At 37.8% G+C, this 23,316-nt stretch carries 24 protein-coding genes and 4 pseudogenes; 19 read left to right on the forward strand and 9 right to left on the reverse strand.

Annotation, left to right across the window (positions count from 1 at the left end; all coding sequences use genetic code 11):
• Positions 1-109 precede the first annotated feature (109 nt).
• Positions 110-313 (forward strand): annotated as a pseudogene (locus AC0DBE_RS05100) (DNA polymerase); the annotation flags it as partial.
• Here AC0DBE_RS05100 and AC0DBE_RS05105 read toward each other — a convergent pair.
• Together AC0DBE_RS05105 and AC0DBE_RS05110 are read right to left on the reverse strand one after the other, a co-directional pair.
• Entirely contained in the window at positions 291-536 is a 246-nt protein-coding gene (locus AC0DBE_RS05105) for a hypothetical protein (RefSeq protein ID WP_114150473.1), read from the reverse strand. The pseudogene AC0DBE_RS05100 and the gene AC0DBE_RS05105 overlap by 23 nt on opposite strands.
• Positions 537-1,086: 550 nt before the next feature.
• Positions 1,087-1,286: pseudogene (locus tag AC0DBE_RS05110) on the reverse strand (ATP-dependent DNA ligase); the annotation flags it as partial.
• Positions 1,287-1,593: 307 nt separating this feature from the next.
• Between AC0DBE_RS05110 and xynA the strand changes: the two are divergent.
• Positions 1,594-2,235, forward strand: coding sequence for an endo-1,4-beta-xylanase XynA (gene xynA / locus AC0DBE_RS05115; protein WP_472961284.1), 642 nt, complete (start codon positions 1,594-1,596; stop codon positions 2,233-2,235).
• 104 nt (positions 2,236-2,339) lie between these two features.
• Positions 2,340-2,852, forward strand: a complete 513-nt coding sequence (locus AC0DBE_RS05120; RefSeq protein ID WP_072566843.1) for a GNAT family N-acetyltransferase — start codon at positions 2,340-2,342, stop codon at positions 2,850-2,852.
• Between the two features lie 930 nt (positions 2,853-3,782).
• Here the strand turns inward: AC0DBE_RS05120 and AC0DBE_RS05125 are convergent.
• Complete coding sequence (locus AC0DBE_RS05125; RefSeq protein WP_472961286.1) at positions 3,783-4,286, reverse strand: DinB family protein; 504 nt, start codon at positions 4,284-4,286, stop codon at positions 3,783-3,785.
• A 715-nt stretch (positions 4,287-5,001) separates the two neighbouring features.
• On the opposite strand from AC0DBE_RS05125, the gene AC0DBE_RS05130 reads away from it, so the two are divergent.
• Positions 5,002-5,622 (forward strand): lytic polysaccharide monooxygenase auxiliary activity family 9 protein, encoded by a 621-nt coding sequence (locus tag AC0DBE_RS05130; protein WP_014114028.1) that lies wholly within the window; start codon positions 5,002-5,004, stop codon positions 5,620-5,622.
• Positions 5,623-6,004: 382 nt separating this feature from the next.
• Positions 6,005-6,439: pseudogene (locus tag AC0DBE_RS05135) on the forward strand (SMI1/KNR4 family protein).
• Positions 6,440-6,467: 28 nt separating this feature from the next.
• Here the strand turns inward: AC0DBE_RS05135 and bla are convergent.
• Entirely contained in the window at positions 6,468-7,388 is a 921-nt protein-coding gene (gene bla, locus AC0DBE_RS05140) for a class A beta-lactamase (protein WP_472961354.1), read from the reverse strand.
• 340 nt (positions 7,389-7,728) lie between these two features.
• On the opposite strand from bla, the gene AC0DBE_RS05145 reads away from it, so the two are divergent.
• From AC0DBE_RS05145 to AC0DBE_RS05160, 4 genes are all read left to right on the forward strand, one after another.
• The gene (locus AC0DBE_RS05145; protein WP_326198730.1) at positions 7,729-8,358 is read left to right on the forward strand and encodes a type 1 glutamine amidotransferase family protein; all 630 of its coding nucleotides are present in this window, start codon (positions 7,729-7,731) and stop codon (positions 8,356-8,358) included.
• A gap of 239 nt (positions 8,359-8,597) precedes the next feature.
• Complete coding sequence (locus AC0DBE_RS05150) at positions 8,598-9,488, forward strand: CPBP family intramembrane glutamic endopeptidase (RefSeq protein ID WP_014114023.1); 891 nt, start codon at positions 8,598-8,600, stop codon at positions 9,486-9,488.
• A 326-nt stretch (positions 9,489-9,814) separates the two neighbouring features.
• Positions 9,815-10,111: a permease gene (locus tag AC0DBE_RS05155; protein WP_080490486.1), complete on the forward strand. Its 297-nt coding sequence runs from the start codon at positions 9,815-9,817 to the stop codon at positions 10,109-10,111.
• A gap of 437 nt (positions 10,112-10,548) precedes the next feature.
• Positions 10,549-10,722 (forward strand): hypothetical protein, encoded by a 174-nt coding sequence (locus tag AC0DBE_RS05160; protein WP_472961289.1) that lies wholly within the window; start codon positions 10,549-10,551, stop codon positions 10,720-10,722.
• 292 nt (positions 10,723-11,014) lie between these two features.
• Here AC0DBE_RS05160 and AC0DBE_RS05165 read toward each other — a convergent pair whose 3' ends face one another.
• Complete coding sequence (locus AC0DBE_RS05165; RefSeq protein WP_187952802.1) at positions 11,015-11,893, reverse strand: DMT family transporter; 879 nt, start codon at positions 11,891-11,893, stop codon at positions 11,015-11,017.
• A gap of 100 nt (positions 11,894-11,993) precedes the next feature.
• Between AC0DBE_RS05165 and AC0DBE_RS05170 the strand changes: the two genes are divergently transcribed.
• Positions 11,994-12,866 carry a LysR family transcriptional regulator gene (locus AC0DBE_RS05170; protein ID WP_079287840.1) on the forward strand — a complete coding sequence of 291 codons (873 nt, stop codon included), beginning with the start codon at positions 11,994-11,996 and terminating at the stop codon, positions 12,864-12,866.
• 233 nt (positions 12,867-13,099) lie between these two features.
• Here the strand turns inward: AC0DBE_RS05170 and AC0DBE_RS05175 are convergent, their stop codons facing one another.
• From AC0DBE_RS05175 to AC0DBE_RS05185, 3 genes and pseudogenes are all read right to left on the reverse strand, one after another.
• Positions 13,100-13,897: a DUF817 domain-containing protein gene (locus AC0DBE_RS05175; RefSeq protein ID WP_472961292.1), complete on the reverse strand. Its 798-nt coding sequence runs from the start codon at positions 13,895-13,897 to the stop codon at positions 13,100-13,102.
• 103 nt (positions 13,898-14,000) lie between these two features.
• A pseudogene (locus tag AC0DBE_RS05180) lies at positions 14,001-14,245 on the reverse strand (helix-turn-helix domain-containing protein).
• A gap of 10 nt (positions 14,246-14,255) precedes the next feature.
• A complete protein-coding gene (locus AC0DBE_RS05185; RefSeq protein ID WP_014114016.1) occupies positions 14,256-14,738 on the reverse strand; it encodes a DUF2975 domain-containing protein in 483 nt (160 codons plus the stop codon).
• A 379-nt stretch (positions 14,739-15,117) separates the two neighbouring features.
• On the opposite strand from AC0DBE_RS05185, the gene AC0DBE_RS05190 reads away from it, so the two are divergent.
• The 6 genes from AC0DBE_RS05190 to AC0DBE_RS05215 all read left to right on the forward strand — a co-directional run bounded on the left by AC0DBE_RS05190 (position 15,118) and on the right by AC0DBE_RS05215 (position 19,614).
• Positions 15,118-16,032, forward strand: a complete 915-nt coding sequence (locus AC0DBE_RS05190) for a VanW family protein (RefSeq protein WP_472961294.1) — start codon at positions 15,118-15,120, stop codon at positions 16,030-16,032.
• Between the two features lie 49 nt (positions 16,033-16,081).
• Entirely contained in the window at positions 16,082-16,576 is a 495-nt protein-coding gene (locus tag AC0DBE_RS05195; protein WP_268393709.1) for a hypothetical protein, read from the forward strand.
• 135 nt (positions 16,577-16,711) lie between these two features.
• Complete coding sequence (locus AC0DBE_RS05200) at positions 16,712-16,906, forward strand: hypothetical protein (RefSeq protein WP_140393587.1); 195 nt, start codon at positions 16,712-16,714, stop codon at positions 16,904-16,906.
• A 330-nt stretch (positions 16,907-17,236) separates the two neighbouring features.
• On the forward strand, positions 17,237-17,725 hold the full coding sequence (locus tag AC0DBE_RS05205) for a DUF4944 domain-containing protein (protein ID WP_090557931.1): 489 nt from the start codon (positions 17,237-17,239) through the stop codon (positions 17,723-17,725).
• Positions 17,726-17,847: 122 nt separating this feature from the next.
• Positions 17,848-19,026: an oxalate decarboxylase gene (gene oxdD, locus AC0DBE_RS05210; protein WP_088884208.1), complete on the forward strand. Its 1,179-nt coding sequence runs from the start codon at positions 17,848-17,850 to the stop codon at positions 19,024-19,026.
• 285 nt (positions 19,027-19,311) lie between these two features.
• Positions 19,312-19,614: a hypothetical protein gene (locus AC0DBE_RS05215; RefSeq protein ID WP_087987018.1), complete on the forward strand. Its 303-nt coding sequence runs from the start codon at positions 19,312-19,314 to the stop codon at positions 19,612-19,614.
• A gap of 376 nt (positions 19,615-19,990) precedes the next feature.
• On the opposite strand, the gene AC0DBE_RS05220 is transcribed toward AC0DBE_RS05215, so the two are convergent.
• On the reverse strand, positions 19,991-20,674 hold the full coding sequence (locus AC0DBE_RS05220) for an SOS response-associated peptidase (protein ID WP_472961298.1): 684 nt from the start codon (positions 20,672-20,674) through the stop codon (positions 19,991-19,993).
• A 256-nt stretch (positions 20,675-20,930) separates the two neighbouring features.
• On the opposite strand from AC0DBE_RS05220, the gene AC0DBE_RS05225 reads away from it, so the two are divergent.
• From AC0DBE_RS05225 to AC0DBE_RS05235, 3 genes are all read left to right on the forward strand, one after another.
• Positions 20,931-21,647, forward strand: coding sequence for an NPP1 family protein (locus AC0DBE_RS05225; RefSeq protein WP_087987019.1), 717 nt, complete (start codon positions 20,931-20,933; stop codon positions 21,645-21,647).
• A gap of 154 nt (positions 21,648-21,801) precedes the next feature.
• Entirely contained in the window at positions 21,802-22,233 is a 432-nt protein-coding gene (locus AC0DBE_RS05230) for a hypothetical protein (protein WP_014114008.1), read from the forward strand.
• 245 nt (positions 22,234-22,478) lie between these two features.
• On the forward strand, positions 22,479-23,252 hold the full coding sequence (locus tag AC0DBE_RS05235; RefSeq protein WP_088679194.1) for an acetoin reductase: 774 nt from the start codon (positions 22,479-22,481) through the stop codon (positions 23,250-23,252).
• The last annotated feature ends 64 nt before the right edge of the window (positions 23,253-23,316 follow it).

Genomic DNA, 23,316 nt, shown 5'->3' on the forward strand with positions numbered 1-23,316 from the left:
ATCCCCTTTCTTTGAAAACGTTTTCTTTAACGATCATACATGATTCTTTTTAAAGGGAACATCAGTCAAAATAATGATAATAACGAATCTTCTTACTAGAATCATGTAAGTACGAAGTATCTCAGTTCACTCTGTCTAATATTGAAGATGACTCTAATCAGCAAATAAGCCTATTTGAAAGAAGAAAGCTCGGGTTTGTAATGGATGGGATAGAAACAAATACGGATCGAAAGCGATTCTAAGAACAGTTTCTTATACACCTGCAGGAACTGCGCTTCACAGAGCTGGGCTTACTGGTGGACATAAATCATAAAAATAACCCCCTTCAAAATTTTCAGGGGGGATAATACATATTTAAGAAGTATGGCCTCTACTAGCCATATTTCATATGAATGACCATCAGTAAAGTATCCAATACTGGCTGTATGTCCTCTACGAGCATCTTGGATTTCTTTTTGAGTGTTAGTTAAATAAATGCTGACGAGTTCAATTAAAACAATGGCTAAAATAAAGACAGATGCACGCTTAAGTTTCATAAAGACAATCCTCTCTCTGAATTTGTTTACGGGCATAAAGCACTTTCTCATAATAAGCAACAGCCACTTTATGGTCTTCTAATTAATACTTCGCTGCAGCTAAATCCTCTACGTCTGAAAGCATTGACTTTAATTCTATATAATTTAGAATCGAATTTAATTTTTCTTTCCCGCTATCTACATATAAGACATGAATGAATTCAAACATTTTGGCCATAATCTCATCGTTTAAGTTTTTGGACAAAGACACCCGTGTGCACACCAAGAGATTCCTTCTGATTGTGCCTCATTTTGAATGTGGTTTTTGTCAAAATTGATGTCTAATAACCGATTTGAGTGCTCATACCCATTATCCTGGTATACTCTAATCCCCTCCTTAAAGTACTCAGCTGTCTTTTCATAAGCTTCCTCGGCAAATGAACATAAGCCAAGGTTGTACAGAGATGATCCGATTAATCGTGACATATCGATTTCTCGTGCTTTGTCTAGAGCATCCTTAAAATGAGGGATCGCTTTTTCAGGGTAGTCCATATCCAAATAGTTCAGACCGATGATTTAGTTCAAGTGAGTTCAGAACTGTCTTATGCTCAGTGAGGGGCCTAGCTGCAATTGACTGACCGTCTTTGTAGATAACATCAAAGACGCAGTAAACAATCTTATGAGCAGATTTTCTGGACATGAAACGTTCCATACAGCTTCAAAGTAAGGTGCACTGCCTGAAGCAGCTAAAAAGACTTCACAATCTCTAATGTATATCTCCTTTGTACGAAATGGTTCGAATGGGGATTAATTACAGATATTACTCCATCAGATTTAGAAACAAGAATTGTGATTCTATGAAAAAAGGATAAGGCTATGGTGAAACAAGACCACTTATAATGTGATTTTTTAGGTATTTGTAATTAAATTACAGTTATTCTTAATATTCACTCATGAATTCATGGTATTATATTGAAGGGGACGATCTAAAGCTTTGGCGTCGGTAATTAATAATGTTTTAAATATATACGAGTGCTACCTCATGTCAAAGTCAGAAAAAATATTAAGGAGGTAACATATGTTTAAGTTTAAAAAGAATTTCTTAGTTGGATTAACGGCAGCTTTAATGGGTATTAGCTTGTTTTCGGCAACCGCCTCTGCAGCTAGCACAGACTACTGGCAAAATTGGACTGATGGGGGCGGAATAGTAAACGCTGTCAATGGGTCTGGCGGGAATTACAGTGTTAATTGGTCTAATACCGGAAATTTCGTTGTTGGTAAAGGTTGGACTACAGGTTCGCCATTTAGGACAATAAACTATAATGCCGGAGTTTGGGCGCCGAATGGCAATGGATATTTGACTTTATATGGTTGGACGAGATCACCTCTCATAGAATATTATGTAGTGGATTCATGGGGTACTTATAGACCAACAGGAACGTATAAAGGTACTGTAAACAGTGATGGGGGTACATATGACATATATACAACTACACGTTATAACGCACCTTCCATTGATGGCCCAAGCACTACTTTTACGCAGTACTGGAGTGTTCGTCAGTCGAAGAGACCAACTGGAAGCAACGCTACAATCACTTTCAGCAATCATGTTAACGCATGGAAGAGTCATGGAATGAATCTGGGTAGCAATTGGTCTTACCAAGTCTTAGCGACAGAGGGATATCAAAGTAGTGGAAGTTCTAACGTAACAGTGTGGTAACAGATCATCTTTAATCAGGGATAGCTAACGGGCTGCTGATCGTTCCTTGAGAAATTTTTGTTATTGTGAGTTACTAAGAGGCGACGGTGATGGGAGTTACTTTAATGCATATAACAACAAAAAGGTTATTGATACGTGAATTTGAATTCAAAGATTGGCAAGCTGTATATGAGTATACATCAGATGCTAATGTTATGAAGTATATACCAGAAGGGGTTTTTACTGTAGAAGATGCAAAAGAATTTGTAAATAAAAACAGAGGTGATAACGCTGAAAAATTTCCTGTAGTACTAATAGATGAAGGTTCTCTTATAGGCCATATTGTTTTTTATAAGTATTTTGGTGAACATACATTTGAGATTGGGTGGGTGTTTAATCCGAATTATCAAAATAGAGGGTATGCTTCTGAAGCAGCAGAAGCTATTTTGGAATATGGATTTAAAGAAATGAACTTACATAGGATTATAGCTACGTGTCAACCTGAGAATATTCCATCATACCGAGTTATGGAGAAAATCGGTATGAGAAGAGAAGGCTTCTTTAAAAAATGTATTCCCAAAGGCAATGAATGGTGGGATGAATATTATTACGCTATTTTAGAGGAAGAGTGGAAATGAACTAATAGAAATTTTTAAATCTTACCTCTTCAACAAAAGGTCTTTATTGGATGTAGCAACATTGGCGATACAAACAAAATATCACCTCCTACTTAGAACATAGAATCTTTAGCAGCATTTATAAACACATCAAAAAAGAGGGTGGAAAATTATCTAATAAACTGACCATCAGGAGACTTACTTAATTGATATTAAAAATACGCTAAGGGTGATTCAATTAGTTAAGGTCAACTTTTATGTGCGTTGAATCGTTAGTAGATACATTTGACTTTACCATTACTTAATTCCTTATGACGGAGAAAAGTTATATACAGGGGAGATCCATTCTTTGTGGATCTCTCGAGGAATAAATTAGCCCTCCATATGCAAACCCGAGGAACAATGTTATAGGATTTTCTTAGCTTATGTTGTAACTATATTGGAGGCATACCGTCTACGTTTTTTAAAGTTTGAGAGTAGCAGCTTTTAGGGAAAGATTCAGCAACTAGAAGATAGAGTTATTAAGTCCAAATAATCTGGAATGATGGTATATGTCCATACCCATATTTCGAGAGATGAAGCGCATCTGCAGCAGAAAGCAGAGCGCTTTTTTGATGAAGAATCCCAATAAAACAACAATTTTAATCAGAAAAGCGACGTGGAAAATATGGATTAAATAAGGTGAGGTCAAATAAAGTGTAAACAATGTGAAAAGCCGTTCTCAACGAAAATGGAAGAAGTCGGATATAGTCACCTTATCAGTGTTTTTTTGTAATCCTGATCACTCAGGCAATATTATTTAGTCTAGGTTTGGAATAAAACTTAATTAAATTTATGTTTATAACAATATTGATAAATGAACAAAAGGAAAGAACATGTTTTGAAATAAGATTGTTCAAAACATGCTTTTATATATTGTAATGGGTTAACTTCTTTATAAAAAAAGTTTGATTACATTTGCGGGGGTTCCAAACCAAATTTTGTCCATTCCTCTTTTGCTGGCCCATAAATACCTGGAACAGGTAATCCTGCTTGTCTCATAAGAACCGTCATTTGTCCTCGATGGTGATTTTGGTGTTGAATCAAAAACATCAAAAGTGAACCATTTGGCAATTGTTGGCCAATAAAGTTGATATGTTCTTGAAGTGTATGGTCAGTCCATTGGGTTTTTAATGCCTGTACAAATGCATTACTGGCTTGATTATAGCTGTCTGCTATAAACTGAGCCGAATCAGGAACAGGATAATCTTCAGCTGGAGCGTGAAATGTTAAGTCTGTGTTTGAGGTAATGATGCGAATGGCAGCGACAGTATGCCAAGCAATACGGCCTAAAGTCCAATTTTGTGAAGTTATTTCCTGTTTAAGTGATTCATCAGTTAGACGATTTAGTATTTTCTGTGTTGCATCGGCTTCGAACTCCCAAGATTTTAAAAAATGGTCTAAGGTTTGAAACACAAAAATCCTCCTTTTAATTGTTTTCTTTCTATGAACCTATAGCTCAATTATAGTGCCCCGTTTAGTTAAAAAGAACAAAACTTTAGGCATTATCTAAGGAAAAATGCATCGCCGACATTCTTTTAAACGTCAGGGGATTTATTTCTAACATCGGTGACTTTATGTCAAAGCTACATTTAGAATACGTGCGATCAAGACCAAATAAAATGACAATAAAGAAGAATTAGATTTTCTTGATGTTGAATTGCAAAATGGATTCTTTTTTACAAGGATTCTGAAAAAAACAAGTGTTTTAAAGAGAAAGAGGAAAATGCCTTGTTTCTAATTAAGACGATTCAGGGGAAGTACATAACAAGTAAAGAACCCAGCTGCAGTTTTTGATTCAAGTTGCAGTGTTTTATTAAAAATGGGTGTAGAGGAATCAATACCACACATATCGAGCGGCAGGGTTAAATAATACTGCAGATGATATGAGTTTTATAGAGTTTCCAAAAGATCAGGTAGAGATTGATAAAGTGTTCGGTATCTGTGACAAAAATGGAAAGCTGTATGCAAGGAGGTTTTGTCAAAAAGCTGAAGAACAAAGGAACTGGAGAGCATGAAATTCTTTAAATTTTACGCCTTCAATGATAAAGAAGGAGATTACCTCACACGTAATGAATTATTATAGTAGGAAAGAGAAAAATTTCACAATAAAGGGAGGAATGATTTAGTAATGAAGGGTTTTATCAAGGGGGCTGTTCTAACTGCTATTCTAGGTGTTGGTGCTACTTTATTTGCAGGTGATGTATCTGCACACGGGTATATAAAAGAACCTGCTAGTAGAGCGTACATGGGTTCATTAGAAAAACAAATAATTGGTTGGACGGCAGCTAATCAAAAGTATGGTTCCGTAATTGATAATCCTCAATCGGTAGAGGGACCAAAAGGGTTTCCGTCCGCGGGTCCGCCAGATGGGAAAATTGCATCAGCAAATGGAGGCTCGGGTCAAATTGACTTTGGGTTAGACAGGCAGACTGCAGATCATTGGGTAAAACAAAACATCCGTGGGGGTCTAAACACCTTTACTTGGCACTATACTGCTCCTCATGCAACATCAAAGTGGCACTATTATATAACCAAGAAAGATTGGAATCCAAACAAACCTTTAACAAGAGATGAGTTTGAATTAATTGGAACTGTAGATCATGATGGCTCAAAGGCTGATACTAATCTATCTCATAAGATTTATGTACCAACTGATCGCAGTGGTTATCATGTCATTCTAGGGGTGTGGGATGTTGCGGATACCTCTAATGCCTTTTATAACGTAATTGATGTAAACCTAATGCGATGATGTCGAACCTCCAATAATGGACAAGAATATGAGGTATACAGAGCTAATCAGAAAATTCGCACCGCATCTGGTACAGTGTATAACGATACGTTTTTAATAGCTTAGTTATGACGACGGTAAAAGCGATTAGTGTTTCAGGTAAGGCATCACCAGCTAGTGAAATGTTGACTGTAACAACGAAGGAAAATGTAACGGAACTGGGAGAACACAGAGTGTTTGAGTATGGAAGTTCCAGAATCAAATGGTGTTGGAAGCTTCTAAGAGGAGCTATTCTATTGCAGATCGGTTAGATATTCGTGCATCTGCCGATCTTTTTTTAACCTTAATAGAAGTGTACTCCAAAAGTCTATTGGTATATGCTTCATTGATGGAATCAAACAAGATGGATACTAATGGAAAAACCATTCACTTCAAAGATCCAGCAAGTCCTAAAGAAATTAGCAATTTAGAAAAGAAGTTAGGTGTTACTTTTCCTAATGATTTTAAAGAGTTTTTGTTACAACATAATGGGATGGAAATGTTTGAAGGGGTTGAAATACTCAGTATAGAAGGAATCATTGAATATAATGAAGTTCAAGATTTCCCCGAGGGGGTACGTTTTAATTGGGTATTATTATGGTGGAAGATACGTACACACAAATCAAGAAATGGATTAGAATATATGTTATACCTCGATTCAATTGATGATTTTGAAGATGCGGTTAACTTAGATTCTAATTTTGAGATATATTTGATATGTTAGTGTCTTCTAACGATACGAAATATTGGGAAGTGAGTCCGAATAAACCAAGAGTATTATAAACCGGTTTCAGAATAAGAAGACTCCAAAAAGGAGTCTTCATCTACTATTTCAGATCGTTAAGGACGACTTTTGCAGCCTCAGCGATAAGAGCATTATTATAATTAGCATCTTTCGTAAACCGTTTTGATAGGATTGCCAAAACAATAGGAGCTCTATTAGGCGGCCAAACGATAGCAATGTCGTTTCGTGTTCCGTAACTTCCGGCTCCAGATTTATCGCCGACTTCCCATCCTATAGGAGCGCCTGCCCGAATCAGTTCGTCACCAGTAGCGTTCCCCCGCATCCAATCAGTTAAGATCGTGCGCTTATCAGTCGTGAGAGTGTTATCCTCAGTGAAAGCTTTAAGGTCGGTTGCTAATGCTTTTGCGGTGCTTGTGTCACGAATATCTCCAGGAATGGCAGAGTTTAGATCCGTCTCGAATCGATTTGCCTTGGTTACATGATCCCCAATCTGTTTCAGTGACTTTTCGAAACCTTTAGGGCCGCCAAGTTGTTGCAACAATATGTTCCCAGCAGTATTATCGCTGTAACGGATAGCAGCCTCTGAGATTTCCTTCAGGCTCATACCTGTATCTACGTGTTTTTCTGTGATTGGAGAATATGTAACAAGATCGTCTTTGCTGTAGTAGATGACTTCATTAAGTTTTTCAATTGAGTTTTTCTCCAGGACAGCAGCTGCGGCTAGAACTTTATAGGTTGATGCGTAAGCAAACCGTTCATTCGGACGGTAAGCGATCGTCTTGTTTGTACCTGTGTCAATTGCATAAACGCCAAGCCTGGCATCAAATTTTTTCTCAAGTTGAACAAATTTTTTATTCGTTATGCAGCTTGTCATTTTTGTGTCTCCTATACCTTTTGCTTCAGCATGCGTTGATCCGTAAAAGGGTTTGAAACCAGTAAGGCTTAAACATAAAAGTCCAATACATATTCCAAGTTTTAATGTCGCTTTATTTTTCAAATGAATCGGGCCTCCTCATTCAATTTATTTTGTATTCACCTTCTATTAATACCACAAAAATAGGAGTGAAATCGATATATTTCCAATGAGATGTTTAAATAAAAACCTATTCGTTCATCTTTTTTTGATTTTTAGTAAGTTAAGAGAACAAGGGGAAAGAGTGGAACAAGAAAATAGAAAAACACCAATTTAAAGGTAAACATTATGCGAAATGTTACATCAATGATAATAGGGCAGGTGTAGCATGAGATGTTTATAATTGTTCCTATTGCCACCCATATGGCATTAAAGGATGGGCACGAAGTCATTCTAATGGGCTTTATCAATTGTGATTGGAGTGTTATGGATGCAAACAAAAAAAGTTTATCTTTATGTATTTCATACAATGTCAGACTGGGAATATGGATATTTAATTGCAGAACTTCATTCAGGGAGATATTTTAAAAAAGAGGTTGCACCTTTAAAAGTAGTTACAGTAGGAGCTAATAAAGAAATGATTACGACGATGGGAGGGCTAAGCATAAAACCAGACATTTCGCTTGATGAGTGTACTCTTGAGAGTAATGATCTTATCATTTTACCCGGAGGGAATACTTGGGGAGAAGATATTCATCAACCGATCTTGAAAAAAGTTGGCGAAGCTTTAAAGATTGGCACGGTTGTTGCTGCCATTTGTGGTGCAACCCTAGGCCTCGCGAATCATGGATACTTAGATTCTAGAAAGCATACAAGCAATGATTTAGAGTATATGAAAATGGTCTGTCCTGCTTATAAAGGAGAAACATTTTACGAGATGGGACCTGCAGTATCTGATGAAAATTTGGTAACTGCATCAGGAATAGCTCCCCTGGAATTTGCGATGGAAGTACTGAAAAAACTAGATGTATTTGCACCAGATACATTGCATTCGTGGTATAAGCTTAATAAGACCCATAAACCTGAATACTTCTTCGAGTTAATGAATACAATAAATTGATAGAATCGTTACCAAATGCCCTTGAACTGGAAGGGCATTTTTTTGTTAAAGTCTAAATAACCTTGAATGCTGGATTATGTCTATTTATTAAAAAAAATCGACGCAACTGAAGTAGGGTAAGGAAGAAATTTGAAACAATAACAGCATCTAGAACGTATCGTAATAATAAAGTTTAAATAAGTTGCGCAATTTATTTTCTTGTTTAGTGCTTATATGAATGATGTGAAAGGGGCATCCAAATGAATACTTATCATAACCAAAGCGGAAAACAAAACAATCATCCAAAATGGTTGGCAACGATCTTGCTCAGCTGGGGAACGTTTGTTTTTGCTTTGTTTTTTGCTACTTTAGTCGGTTCAATGGCTAGCCAAGCGGGAGCTTCCAAGCTTTTGAAGCAAGGTATCCAAGCAGGTTTAGTGACATTAATTACTGTCCCGTTGCTCTACATTCTTCTTAAGCGGTTTTCTAGTAGACCATTCTACTCTATCGGACTGTCTGGGTGGCGGCAAGCCATTCCGAAAGCCATTATGGGCGCAATGTATGTGATTGTTCTATCAGCATCTGGATTCGCTATCGCCCATTTATTGGGCTGGATCAAAGTTACACAATTTCACTTCTCTGCCCATTTAGTTACTGTATTGCTCTTAAACATGATGATCGCTTTTTTTTATGAAGCTTTTCCAGAGGAATTAACTTTTCGTGGGACGGTGTACAATGCTCTGAACAGGCGATTTAATTGTTTCATAGCCTTACTCCTACAGCCGATTCTATTTGTGCTTGCACCATTAACTGTAAGTGGTTTGCAATATATAGCAGGAATTGAATCACCTGCTATCACATTAGATTATATTGTTTTATTGTTGTTTTTTGGATTCATCCTTCAACTCCTGCGTATTGTAACAAAAAGCTTATGGACGTCTATAGCCTTTCATCTAGCCTTTCTCGAAAATTCTCGGTTCTTCGTCCTGCAGGGGGATGAACGCTTTATTACCTATGAAGAAATTGTTCCGGGAACAGGAGCACTGTTTGTAATCTTGTTTATGTTGCTTATTGTCGGTACTCTACTGCTAATACCTGCAGTAGTAGCTCGTTGGTGGCGTAGAAATAAGGGAAACGGCCAAGATGATTAATATCTGAATGAAACGGCAGTTTTATACACAAAAGTATAGAATTGTTTACTGTGAAAATGTTAACCTTTATTAATGATAATACATCATGTAAAAAAGTTTTTTCATTTTAATACCTGTTTACAGAACTTTTCAATGTGTAATCCAATTGTCATAGCGACCATAATGGATATTAGGATCATTTGGTATTGGACTGAACGGAAAGAGAGTGGTGGATTGCTGAAGTGTTTGTAGCGTGGGATTCTATACTTAAAAATCTATATCAAAAACGGTTTAAGTAGTTGAATGAAAGGCTTTGAAAGGGGTGTCAAGTCATTAAAAAACTAGTTGTGCTTTCCAGCTTTATAGGAATTCTGTTATCAATCGTTGGACAATTATTTGGGATCTTATCTGATTTCTTTATTTCGGGAAATGCTCGGTTTATAGGTGTTTTAGCAGGAATTCTTGTGTTACTTAGTTTGAAGGCAAGAAGTGTAGCAATGCAATCATTTATCGTTGGTTCAAGTACGGCGATAGGAATTATGGGTGCAGGAATTTTATATTTTCCAGCTGCGATTATCAATGTCTTAATTGGTTTCGAACTAAACAAAAAGATGAGAGAAGAAAACACTAAAGAGTATATCTGAATAGATTGCTTTTTGTTTAAGAATGTAGTGAAGAATTGTGGCATAAAAGTAAATGAATAATCGTTTTATTCAGAGTGAGGTTTATCATTACATTCACTGAAGAAAGATATCTTGAAGACTTTACAGCTGATACCTTTTCTATTATAGATGGTCTGTTAAACATGAAACCAGATTGTCACTTCTTTGTTAAAGAACAGGTATATAAATCAAATTCTGAGTTGCTGGACTTTGATTTTCCTTTTGATATGACACCTATTGTGGATTTCATTAAACCGTATGCACGAGAAATAAACAAAGACATCAATCTTAACAATATTGGCAACAGTGATTTTAATTGCCTTTCACAAAAATAATGGAAAAAAATGAAGGTGAAAGGTGATGGTTGATTTTTACTAATTCAGAATTGCTTGGCTTTACTTTGAAAGGAGTCGAGTAAGATGGATAAGAAAAAAGATGAAATACAAAGAAAATATAGGGAACAAATGAGGGAGAAGACTGAGCAAGAAAAAGAAGATGGCAGTTCACATACTTTTGAGATTGTGATTGTACTAGCCATCATTCTTTTGATGTTTTTCTTTCATTCAGTATTTAAGAATCCTTTTTATACATAAGCAATTATTATTTAATTCTGCCGAATTAGACACTTTTTTAAATCAAATAAATGATTTTAAGCACAGTGCAATTATATGATAAAAAGCAACCTGGTTTTGCAAATAAAGCTGCCTGCAAGTGACTTGCTCACCAACCTAAACGCCAGCCATTAAAGCTAATGTCTCACATTCAGACATTAGCTTTTTTCATTGTTTAATAGACTGCCGTCAGGACTTAGAAGACGCTCTCATACTAGCCGTCTCCTATCATACGAGGCCAACATCGACAGGGAAAAAGTATTTCTTTAAAAATTCACACTTTCTGTCGTGAAAATGTAAATGTATTCATAAAAATGCCGCAGCATATCATCAGAGCTCCGATGATAATGTTCATGGTGATCTGTTCGTGCAATTGCAGCCATCCAAAGAATAGAGCCAGTACGGGAACGAACATTAATGCCATGGATGCTTTTGATGCTTCGATTTGATTGAGCACCCAAAACCATACGACAAATGTAAAACCTGTAGAAAGCAAACCATTAAACAGCAATGACCAAACCGCCTGATATGTCCATTCGGCTGAATGAACTGGTTCCAATATAAAGGAAAACACCAACAACATGACGGCTCCCATCAGAAGATGCCAGGCATTCATATGAATGATATCGATATGCTTGAATTGAAGCTTGCTAAACACATTCGCAATTCCCCAGCTAAGCGCTGCCGCAAGGACGCACAGTTCTCCAAATAAAGCGCTTTGATCGACATTCAGCATTTCTTTTCCAAATATAAATAAAAGTCCGAAGAAGCCGCTTATCAGCCCGATCGTTTTATACACATTCATTTTCTCGTTTAATGTAAAATGGCTGATCACCGTAACAAATATAGGCATCGTATACACCAAAACAGAGGTTTTTCCTGAATCGACAAACTGCATTCCATACGTTAAGATCCCCATATAGCCCAAACCCATAAGCAGGCTCATGAAGATATAGCTTTTGATATGTTCTTTTCCCATTGAAAGTTTTTTTCTTTTAATGAAGAGAATGAGAAATAAAGGAACCGCTCCGATGAACAGGCGCAAAGCCGAGAATAAAAGCGGGGGGATGTCATGAATTCCTACTTTCATCGCAACCCAAGTATAGCCCCAGATAAGTGTGACAGAAATGATTCCCAGCATGACTTTTACCATTATTAAGCCGCCTTTCTTGTTTAAATATCGTGCTGGTTTCTATCATATGTTACATTTATATATAACTGAAATACATTTTTATTATCGGGGGTATAACCATATGGTTATGAATATGAACCATCTTCACATATTTGTAAAAGTCGGGGAGAAATTGAACATTACAGAAGCGGCAAAAGAATTGTTCATCTCTCAGCCGGCGGTAAGCAAAGCGATTAAAAACCTGGAAAGCTCGCTGCAGCTCAAATTACTGATCAGGGATAAACATCATGGTTTAATGCTGACTGACGTCGGAAAGGACATTTTACTGCTGGCGAGGCAAATGAAGGGGATTGAAAGCAAAATATATCAAGTAGCCAACAGGGAAAACAAGCTGTTAAGCGGGAAGGTGAAAATCGGTTCATTTCCTGCTGTTTCAACAAATATCATGCCGCAGGCGATTGCGGCATTCAGAGCAAAATACCCGCTGATCCGCATAGAATTGGCCGAGGGGACCTCTGATCAAATCAAAGGTTGGGTCGAGGATCGGGCGGTTGATATTGGGATCGCAGCATCTCCATTTGAACCGTTTGACAATCAACTATTGTGCAACGACTATATGGTGGCAGTCATCCCTCCGCAAGATGACGAATTAAAACAGGAAAAGCATGTCGACCTCAGCACATATCAAGATGACCTTATTTTTTGCAAAGGCGGTCATGAAATTGCAATGTCAAATACGTTGCAGCAGCATCACATTGAATTAAAGGAAAACTTGACTGTGCAAAATGCCGAAACCTTGATCAATATGGTCAAAAACAACTTGGGCGTAGGCATTATTTCAAACTTTACACTTTCATCCGTCCCGCATCAATTGATTAAAAAGGACATCTTTCCCCGGATCACCCGTGATATTGGCGTCATCGCGCATTCATTTGATGAAGTAACGCCGGCGGCGCATGAATTTATAAAGGTGTTGAAAGCAGTCGTCACCTGAATCCGTAATCGTTCAAGTCTTATGAACGTTCTATAAAAAGTGTCGGGGAGCTTTATCGATGTTATTAAAGGAAGAATGCAGTAAAAAGATCTAGTGGCAAATGACATTTCTAACTATTATTCTGCGGGTTAACCTTAGAGGAAGATGAATATTCACCGGCAGAGTTAAAAGAAAAAAGCAACAATTGAACGTTGCTTTTTCATTTTATTCGGTCTTTGTACGCTGGGGTAACTTCAACCCAAAAAAGGTTCACCGGTCTCTGCCTTTATGGGACTCTGTCCCTTAACTTGTTTTAACGTCGCTACTATAAGAAAGCTAACAATTACCAATAAAAGCCATGAACTCACCTTTCCTAAATGAACGAGACTCCATGCCTCGGTTTGATTTGGGTATGTCCAAGCCCCAAAAAATGTTGCGATATTTTCTGCTATCCATATAAAAAATCCGATGAGCACAAAAGAAAGTGCGAGAGGCATACGGTAACGAGTTCCATTCACCTCGTATATGACCCAAGTTTGCCAAAAGACAATGATGACAAGTCCAGATAACCACCAGCGAATGTCAATCGAATAATGGTGGGTGAAAAAATTCAAATAAATCGCAGCGGCAAGCAGAACAACTGCATAAAACGGCGGCCACTTAACCAATTCAACCTTAAGTCTCCTCCACGCCTGGCATAGATAACTGGCTACACTTGCATACATGAATCCACTATACAAAGGCACCCCGAAAACTTTCGAATATCCTTCCTCTGGATAAGACCAGGAGCCCATGTGTACTTTGAAAAGTTCAAGAGCGAGTCCAATAAGGTGGAACAATGTGATCACTTTTAATTCATCCCGTGTTTCAAGACCGGAACGCACCATCCACCACTGCATGAGAACACAGATGATGAGCAGCCAGTCATACCGTAGCAAGAAGGGAAGAGGGATGATTTGTGTAATAGCCAAAGAGGCAAAAATAACGACAGGAAACAAACATGAAAGGGCCTGTTCCCAACCAAAACGAGCGAGTTGTTTTAAGGCTCTCATGATGTATGCCTCCAAAGGTATACTCTGAATATTTGTAAGGCACGCTTCGTATAGCAGCTAAATGGACATAGGATTGCGTCCATAGGATCACCACCAAATCACTTTATTTTTCTTTTGTCTTCTTTATGAATCCTGTGTGTCTTCATCACTTCGGTATTCCAAAATATCTCCGGGCTGGCATTCTAAAGCCTTACAAATCGCCTCTAAAGTTGATAATCGAATGGCCTTTGCTTTTCCGTTTTTCAATATCGAAAGATTAGCCATCGTGATGCCAACTCTCTCCGAAAGCTCTGTTACGCTCATTTTCCTTTTAGCAAGCATCACATCAATATTGATAATAATTGCCATGTTCATCACCTCAGACCGTTAAGTCATTTTCTGATTTTATATCAATCGCTTCTTTTAAGAGTTTTTGAAGAACAGCCGCAAAGACTGCAATCACCATTGAAGCAAAAATAATGACCAATCCGATGACTATGATACCCGGGGCGTCGTCTATCTCGGCCATCAGATAAAAGAATGGCATGCCTGCCGCAAACAAGATACTGATAGTGACCGCACAGTATTTTATATTCTTCAAAGCTTTTACAGACATTTTAGAGAAAGCTTTATTCTTGTCAATATAGCTTAAAAGTTTAAACGCTTGATAAAGAGCAAAGTAAAAAGGTATCGCCGCTACATACAAAAAGACGAAAACGAGATATTGTATATAAGCCATATTTGGTAATAATTCTGCTGCATAATTGGCGATCTTAGGCACCACAAAAATGCACAAAGCAAGAATCGGAATTCCAATAAGAATAACGGCAATCTTTAAAAAGAGTGTTGAGACTCGATTCATAAAAAACACCTCACTGATTTGTTGTCATTCTGAATTTAACATGGAATTTATCGTTTTACAATAAAAAAGTATTGAAATAGATTATTTTATTGTTGTTATAAGGGATCTTTTTCATTTTAGATAAGCAAAAAAAGCATTCCTCATTCCAGGGAGATGCTCTATAACTTTAGTCGATTTTAAACTTGTGCAACGAATTGAGCTGTGTGCTTCAGTCAGCTCAGGGAATTGGTAAGAATAATTAGAGAGCTCACTTATGAGGGCTTTTCTATTTTCTCTAAAAAAAGTGAATCAACATCTAAATATTCAAACAAACGATGGGAAGAAATACATCAAAGGATAAGCTGCTGTTCATACTAATGGTCGGGAGGTAAACCGACTTATGATACAAATTTGGATCACTGGTCTTTTATTATTTGCTCAACCGAACGGGCCGCCTGACAGCTTAACGGTCACACAGCAAGGACGGACGATTGCTACTGTTAATCGTGAAAACTTTACAATGCCCCTTCCCGGTACTCCGATGATTGACCATGAAAAGTACCGTAAATTCATCGAACAGCTGGATCAGCAAGTTTACCGGGAGCCGATAAATGCTGTGCTTAACGAACAGGGAAGCATCGTCCCGGGCAGGGTTGGTTACAAACTCTATCAACAGGCATTTATGGAAAAGTTTTATGCATATTTCTATGGCCAAGGCCCCTCCAAGGTAGAAGTACCGGAATTGAACATTTATCCGAAAGTTGACAGCGAAATGCTTGCTCACATTAGTACGCAGCGGCTTGGTCAGTACGTAACATATTTTAATTCGAATAATAAAAGTCGATCACATAATATTTATCTTTCTGCAAAAGCGATTGACAATCATGTTGTTTTCCCTAATGAGACATTTTCATTTAACCAAGTTGTCGGAATGAGAACTCGGGACAAAGGATATAAGAGTGCGCCCATTATTGTTAAAGGTGAGTTGTCGGAAGGTGTGGGCGGAGGAATTTGTCAGGTATCATCTACACTATTTAATGCAGTCGATCGCGCAGGGCTGCGAATCGTTCAGCGCTATTCTCATACAAGAAGCGTGCCATATGTTCCGCCCGGACGTGATGCTACAGTAAGCTGGGGAGGTCCTGACTTTCTCTTTCAAAACCAATATAACCAGCCAATACTCATTCGGGCAAAACGACATGGGGGAAGTATGATTGTTACGCTTTACTCTTCTGATGTGATCAACAACAAGCTGAGAAAAGTTCCTAAAGCCCCATCTCAAATACCGAAAGAGATAAATGCTGAGCGGCAATAGGATACTATTATAGGACAAGCTATTGAAAAAGAAAGGAGGGATAAATGAAGTGAAGAAGGTATTATTTTTCTTATATGTTATATTATTTGCGTTTGCTTTTGTTCAATTAAAAGCGCACGCCCTTACTTTTACGGTGTTGCCCATTACACAAAAAACAGAACAGTGGTCTGTAGAAGTAAGTGAAGCAAAAAATGCAAAGGATTTTGCTTCACCTAAGAAAGGGAAATATAATGTTTATTCCTTGGAAGTCAAAAACATTGGGAAAGAAGCAGCCACAGTTGATGTGCAATTGTATAGAAATGATCCTGATTCAATCACAAGGTTTTCACTTTTTGGATGCCCCGATGAAAATTGTGTAAATCAAATAGAGGATGCTAAAACGTTAGCTGAAAGTTTAAACGATGGCTCGCCGTTGAGGTTCAAGCATTTTATGCTGGCAGATAAAGCCTCTGAATTAGAAGTTGTGATTATCTGGACGCAAAAGGGGCAAGAAGGACGCCGTTTAAAACAGACCTTTAAGTTCACTGAAGATGGTGTTCATTAAATGTTAAAAGCAGCTTATTTTAAAATTTGTCAGTCATTGAAATAGAATATTCATATTTCTTATATAGATAAGCAAGCATACTGCGGAGAAAGGAAGGGGAGAGGGAGAGTAAAACTAATAAGATAGGATGGTTTTATGATTAGATCCATTACTTTGCCAGAGGAAAAAACGAAAATAACAGTTGGAAAACCAATCAAAGATGAGTCAAACGTTAAAGTTACTGCAATTTTTGACTATAGAGAAGAACCAGAGGAAGCTTTTTGGATACACTTATCTGATGGAAGTGAAATGTTTGTTGATGATCACAAAGTCTTTATTGAATACGAATAGAGAAGTATTAAAATGAACAAGCAGTTGAATCACTTCTTGTCAGCGCAGTAGCAACCATTTCTAAAGCAATCCTACTCACCTAACTCCTCTTTCTAAGATATTACCATAATCATAGGGATTTTTGTTAAATAATGTAATAATTTTGGAGGTTATTGACTAAGCAAAAAATGCATGTAAGAGCATGTTTATAATTTTGTCTCTAACCCTTTAATTTAAGTTCAAAAAGTGTAGAGTAGCCATCTGTTGAATCACTGGCTCCTTTTTTATTTTCTTTTCAGTAACATTTTGATCACATTTTTCTACTAAAGAGTGAAGAAAGAGGGGAAAAACATGAGAAAAAAGAACAACATGAAAAAATGGCTGTTGATGATTGCTGCATTCTTGATAATCTGCATCGTAGCAATCAATGTAATGATCTCAGGAAACAAAGTGAAATATGAGGGTAGCGGAAGAAGCGGACTGTGGGTTTCTAACCTTGAAAAATCAGATAAGACGTCAATTGGACCTAATTACTTTTTAAATTTGTATTGGCAGGGGAGTAAGAAAGACGAGAAAAGGACTGTTGTTGAAAGAATTACTCTGTATGTAGATGGAAAAAAGTATCAAGATGATAACATAGATGAGTACGACTTATCAGAATACACTGGTGAAGAAATGCCAGGGGGAGGACATATGGAGGACCACATCGCTACCTTTAATTATATGCCTGAAGATGAAGTGATAGGACATGATGTATTGGTGAAAGTGGAGTGGAAAACAGGCGAGAAAAAACAGACAGAAGAAATCAAATTACATAAGAAGCCATGGTATAAAAGATAGCTTATTTGATGAATAGATGACCATATTGGCGGTCACTTTTTTATTTGCGGAATTCTAGGCACAGCAATATGAAACCCTGCATAGGCTGGAATAAAAACTTGTTAATTTCTAAAACGAGGTGCTTGCTGTTGGAAAAACAACCAATCAATCATGATGACAGAAACGTGCCGCAGCCTATTCGAAGTGATGGAGCCGGAGCTATTGATGCGGGTCCGCGAAATATGATGCGGGATATTCAAAATCCGAATATACTTGTTCCGCCTCTTACAGACGAAGGTATGATTCCTAACTTGAGATTTTCATTCTCAGATGCTCCCATGAAATTAGATCACGGCGGCTGGTCACGTGAAATCACCGTCAGGCAGCTTCCGATTTCGACCGCAATTGCAGGAGTAAATATGAGCTTAACTGCGGGAGGAGTACGCGAACTTCATTGGCATAAACAAGCGGAATGGGCTTATATGCTTTTGGGACGGGCCCGTATTACCGCTGTTGACCAAGAAGGACGAAATTTCATTGCTGATGTTGGCCCTGGCGATCTTTGGTACTTTCCCGCAGGAATTCCGCATTCCATTCAAGGATTGGAACATTGCGAATTTCTCCTCGTTTTCGACGATGGAAACTTTTCTGAGTTTTCAACGTTAACCATTTCAGATTGGCTTGCGCACACGCCAAAAGATGTTCTGTCTGCAAATTTTGGTGTGCCGGAGAATGCTTTTCACTCTCTTCCTTCAGAACAAGTCTATATCTATCAAGGGAATGTGCCGGGATCAATCGCCAGTGAAGACATTCAGTCACCTTACGGAAAAGTCCCCTTGCCCTTCAAATATGAGTTGTTGAATCAAACCCCCATTCAAACGCCTGGGGGGAGTGTACGAATTGTTGACTCTTCAAACTTTCCGATTTCTAAAAACATCGCGGCAGCACTTGTTCAGATTGAGCCTGGCGCGATGAGAGAGCTTCATTGGCATCCCAATAGCGATGAGTGGCAGTATTATCTGACAGGGCAGGGACGCATGACAGTATTTATCGGGAATGGGACTGCCCGCACATTTGATTATAGAGCAGGCGACGTTGGATACGTGCCTTCTAATGCTGGACATTATGTACAAAACACTGGTACAGAAACGTTATGGTTTTTAGAAATGTTCAAAAGTGACCGCTATGCAGATATATCACTCAATCAGTGGATGGCATTGACGCCTAAAGAATTAGTGCAAAGCAACTTGAATGCTGGATCAGTCATGCTCGATTCTCTGCGTAAGAAGAAAGTGCCTGTTGTGAAATATCCCGACACGTAAAGAAGTTAACCGATCATACAATGGCTTTCACTATTGTTTAGTTAAAAGCTACAGTAAGGCTGAATGTGGTCATGCGTATTTCATTAAAATAAATAAACAGTTATTAAATCCCTATGTATACGTTATGTAGGGTTTTTCTTTTTCTGCTTGCATTGTATTGTGATGGGCTTTAAAATGTTCATGTGGAAATGATAACCATTACGGATTGACCATTTATAGCGGTTTTCAAAATATTTAATCAGTTGATTACGTAAAATGACAATGGCTTTAATACGGAGGGCGAGAATGAAAGCACTCACTTTCTTATCCAGTTTTACTGCTATTGGAATCTCAATATTGGGGCAATGGCTAGGAATGTTGGATGATTCTTATGCTTTTGGTAATGCTTGGTTTGTAGGTGTTTTAGCTGGATTGATTACACTTCTAATTTTGATTGACAGTCAAGCCTTGACAAAAAGTTACATAGTAAGTTTAAGTACCATTTCAGGCATTCTGGGAGTAGGAATTTTATATCTTCCAGCTGCAATCATCAACATTTTTATTAGTATTAAATTGGACACGAAAAAGAAAGAAGTAGATCTTAATTGAAGATAAAAGCTTCCTTAATTTATTTCTTAGGTGGGGAAGTGTATGGATTTATCCACATGGGCTTATATCATATTTACAATCATGGGTGCTGCAGGTTTCGTAAGTTTAATGTGGTTCAGTTATTTTTCTGACAAAGCTGAAAAGTAAAGAGATTTTCATTCTAGATGCTACAATACCCTTTGCTGTTCTGCAAAGGGTTAGATGAATAAGCAATGTAAACCCCATTGTCTGAAGGAGTTTACATTGCTTATTTATTTCTGTTTACATAATAATATTATTTTAAATCAATCGTATAAAATAACTAATTGATCTATGTACTAAATATTCATTATATCTAGGATGGATTGGCATTAAGAAACAAAGCTTTGTTCTATCACTACATACGATTCTGTGCATCAAGAAGCTCAAGTGAATTATTTTTAGGTGAGTTCACTAATGGTGATACCTCATATGCTTCCATGTCATCTGCATCATAAGGCAGGAGTAGGCTTTGCAGATCATCCGGATCTGTATTCAGAGGATTCAGCCATTCTTTTTCATGATCATGAGTCAATATAACCGGCATTCGGTCGTGTATATCTTTCATGAGTTCATTAGGCGTAGTTGTGATGATTGTACAGGTGTAAAGAGGGTCCCCTTGATGTGTTTTCCACTTTTCGTATAACCCGGCAAACGCAAAAAGAGCAGATGATTTCAGTTTGATCCGCATCGGAATTTTGGTTTTGGGATCAAGCCGTTTCCATTCATAAAAACTGTCGGCTGGAATGATGCAGCGTTTACTGACAAGCGGTTTTCGAAAGGCCGGTTTCTCGGTTATTGTTTCAGCCCGAGCATTGATCATTTTATAGCCGATCTTTTCATCTTTTGCCCAGGGAGGAATAAGACCCCATCTAAGCTTGCCTAGGCGATTATGTGATCCGTCATTGATGATTGCCAGGATGTTTTGTGATGGTGCGACATTATAGCTTGGATGGTATTCGTCTTTAGGCAAAAATTGATCGATGTCAAACTGGTCAATAATATCATCAAATGTAGAGAATAAAGTAAACCTGCCGCACATGTCCATCATCCTTTTTCGGGTTTTAGAATATTGTACAGGCTGGAAACATGAAAATCAAAAAGGCGAAACGGTTGCTGGCTAACAGTTGAATGTAAAGAAGCAATGTATTCATTCAATAGAGTGGCAGAACAATTGTAGAGATTATGTTTATTGGTTTTAAGATTCTGTAAACTTGATTGAATGGGGGTTCCATTATTTGTATAATGACTTTGCAGCTTAGGCTTTACATAACGAATGCGATAAGGAGGAAAATGAAATGAAGAAGATTGTGTTTGCTGTTTTGATGTCATTTTTCGCTTTTATCAGCTTAGTTCCAACAGTTGATGCTGCTGTCATCGATCATGACAAAGTAGTAGGGTTCAATGAAGTGGCTCCAACCTCTGTTACTCAAAAAGCCGCAAAACGGTTCCAGCCGTATTTGAAGGTTTATAGCGGCTGTGTGCCCTTTCCGGCAGTAGATGCACAAGGCAATACGAGTGGCGGGTTACAGCCAACTGGAGCGCCTGAAGGGGGTTGCAGCAAACATACTGGACAAGTTTATTCACGTTCTACCTGGTACAATGATGTGTGGGCAATTATGTATGCTTGGTATTTTCCAAAGGATGAGGCTTCCCCAGGTTTGGGTCATAGACATGACTGGGAAGGAATCGTAGTTTGGATCGACAATCCGGCTAATCAAAATCCGAAAGTTTTATCAATTGCATACTCCGGACACGGAAAATTTACGAATGTTCAACCAAATGAAAGCAATATGAAGGATACACATCCATTAATTGCCTATGACAGCACATGGCCTTTAAATCATGAACTGCATATTAGTGATCATGCAGGGGGCACTCAGCCATTAATCGGGTGGGAAGACTTAACACCGGCAGCGAGAAATGCTTTAAATATAACGGATTTCGGTAAAGCGAATGTCCCTTTTAATGATCCTAATTTCACAAATCATTTAGAAAAGGCATGGTTTAGATAATTCATAAAGTATGATGCTGGATTAGTCATTAGATTCATTCAGCATTTTCATGACAAGCTGAAGAAACTGACGCTAAAGACTTATTTAGTAAAGTTTATATTGATCAAAGTTTCCAATTCCAATATATTGAAATAAAAAGGTTGGAGGAAACGAAATGAAAAAGCTTTTAATGTTAATCTTAGCTTTGTTTTTGATGACAATCCATGCAGGGAATGCTTCAGCAGCTATTGTGAAAAATGAGGAAAAAGTTAGTTTTACGATGACAGAAAATCAAAAATCGTTCATGATGTACGATGAGTCAAATCCAAATAGGTTTCCGTCTCAGTTCGGATACCGATTCACAATTTATGATGCAGAAGGATGCACAATTCATGCTAGAATGTTCCGCCTGTCTTTATCAGGATATGAAATCACGCTAAGTGAGAAAAATTTCACAGGCAACCATTTTGATTTAAGTGCAACTGATCAAGCCGAAGCAATGCCGTTCAAAAATCATTATTTAGAGCTAACGAAAGATCAAGACTGTGGAGAAGTGAAAGTTAAAGGTTTATACGGTTATCAGTTTGATAATGTATACGAATATTGATAAAAGTTTGAATGTGAAGGCCGATCTAAAACGCGTGGCCTTTTTTTACTGTCTAAAGATAAGAATGAAAAGGGCATTGATTCAATTGTTTTTTTATGCGCAGAAAGCTCTGATATGGGCATCTAGGGCGGGAAGCATTAGAGCCAAGCTTTCTTTTGTCTCTGCAGTTTAAATGAAGTAGAGAAAAAATGATTTGTTAAAATAAATATATAGTCACGATAACTCATTGCGAAAGGGGAATGTTTATGTCCAAGACAGCGATAGTTACGGGTTCTGCAGGAGGATTAGGAAGAGGCATCGCAGAGAGACTATGTCAAGATGGTTTTCGTGTAGTGTTGCATGATATCAATGATGCACTGCTACATGAAACTGTTTCAGATTTCAAGGAGAAACAGTTTCATGTGATTGGAGTGAAAGGTGATGTATCGAAACGTGATGACCAATTCAATCTGGTTAAAGAAGCAGTAGATCAGTTTGGCCGTTTAGATGTTTTTGTAAACAATGCGGGTATTGAAGCTGTTTCACCATTTTTGGAGATCACAGAAGAACAGCTGAATAGATTATTTCAGGTTAACGTGAATGGAGTTGTCTTTGGCACTCAAGCAGCCGCTGATCAGTTTATGAAACAAAAAACAAAGGGAAAAATCATTAACGCATGCAGTATAGCGGGCCACGAATCATTTGACATGCTGGGCACTTATTCAGCGACGAAGCACGCGGTAAAGTCTTTTACACATTCAGCTGCTAAAGAACTGGCGAAGTATAAAATAACAGTGAATGCATATTGTCCCGGAGTCGCAAAAACGAAAATGTGGGACAGAATTGATGAAGAAATGGTGAAACACAGTGATGATTTGCAGCCGGGGGAAGCTTTTGAAAAATTTTCTTCGGAAATAGCCCTTAAAAGATATCAAACACCTGAGGATGTTGCTAATCTGGTATCATTCTTAGCTTCAGATGATTCAGATTACATTACAGGCCAGGCGATATTAACTGATGGCGGTCTAATTTATAGATGATAAAAAACAAATGTCATTCAAAAAGAAGAATCTATTTTGAAACTTTGTCATATGGATTCTTTTT

Source organism: Bacillus sp. VA15 (assembly GCF_055721145.1).

What these genes read in the sequence shown, in the direction of transcription:
- AC0DBE_RS05225 (WP_087987019.1), top strand. Translation starts at nt 20,931, where the DNA reads ATGAAGAAGATTGTGTTTGCTGTTTTGATGTCATTTTTCGCTTTTATC.
- AC0DBE_RS05145 (WP_326198730.1), top strand. Translation starts at nt 7,729, where the DNA reads ATGCAAACAAAAAAAGTTTATCTTTATGTATTTCATACAATGTCAGAC.
- AC0DBE_RS05105 (WP_114150473.1), bottom strand. Translation starts at nt 536, where the DNA reads ATGAAACTTAAGCGTGCATCTGTCTTTATTTTAGCCATTGTTTTAATT.
- AC0DBE_RS05215 (WP_087987018.1), top strand. Translation starts at nt 19,312, where the DNA reads ATGAAAGCACTCACTTTCTTATCCAGTTTTACTGCTATTGGAATCTCA.
- AC0DBE_RS05190 (WP_472961294.1), top strand. Translation starts at nt 15,118, where the DNA reads ATGATACAAATTTGGATCACTGGTCTTTTATTATTTGCTCAACCGAAC.
- AC0DBE_RS05235 (WP_088679194.1), top strand. Translation starts at nt 22,479, where the DNA reads ATGTCCAAGACAGCGATAGTTACGGGTTCTGCAGGAGGATTAGGAAGA.
- AC0DBE_RS05130 (WP_014114028.1), top strand. Translation starts at nt 5,002, where the DNA reads ATGAAGGGTTTTATCAAGGGGGCTGTTCTAACTGCTATTCTAGGTGTT.
- AC0DBE_RS05185 (WP_014114016.1), bottom strand. Translation starts at nt 14,738, where the DNA reads ATGAATCGAGTCTCAACACTCTTTTTAAAGATTGCCGTTATTCTTATT.
- AC0DBE_RS05160 (WP_472961289.1), top strand. Translation starts at nt 10,549, where the DNA reads ATGGATAAGAAAAAAGATGAAATACAAAGAAAATATAGGGAACAAATG.
- AC0DBE_RS05230 (WP_014114008.1), top strand. Translation starts at nt 21,802, where the DNA reads ATGAAAAAGCTTTTAATGTTAATCTTAGCTTTGTTTTTGATGACAATC.
- AC0DBE_RS05205 (WP_090557931.1), top strand. Translation starts at nt 17,237, where the DNA reads ATGAGAAAAAAGAACAACATGAAAAAATGGCTGTTGATGATTGCTGCA.
- AC0DBE_RS05220 (WP_472961298.1), bottom strand. Translation starts at nt 20,674, where the DNA reads ATGTGCGGCAGGTTTACTTTATTCTCTACATTTGATGATATTATTGAC.
- AC0DBE_RS05150 (WP_014114023.1), top strand. Translation starts at nt 8,598, where the DNA reads ATGAATACTTATCATAACCAAAGCGGAAAACAAAACAATCATCCAAAA.
- AC0DBE_RS05170 (WP_079287840.1), top strand. Translation starts at nt 11,994, where the DNA reads ATGGTTATGAATATGAACCATCTTCACATATTTGTAAAAGTCGGGGAG.
- AC0DBE_RS05200 (WP_140393587.1), top strand. Translation starts at nt 16,712, where the DNA reads ATGATTAGATCCATTACTTTGCCAGAGGAAAAAACGAAAATAACAGTT.
- AC0DBE_RS05165 (WP_187952802.1), bottom strand. Translation starts at nt 11,893, where the DNA reads ATGGTAAAAGTCATGCTGGGAATCATTTCTGTCACACTTATCTGGGGC.
- xynA (WP_472961284.1), top strand. Translation starts at nt 1,594, where the DNA reads ATGTTTAAGTTTAAAAAGAATTTCTTAGTTGGATTAACGGCAGCTTTA.
- AC0DBE_RS05120 (WP_072566843.1), top strand. Translation starts at nt 2,340, where the DNA reads ATGCATATAACAACAAAAAGGTTATTGATACGTGAATTTGAATTCAAA.
- AC0DBE_RS05175 (WP_472961292.1), bottom strand. Translation starts at nt 13,897, where the DNA reads ATGAGAGCCTTAAAACAACTCGCTCGTTTTGGTTGGGAACAGGCCCTT.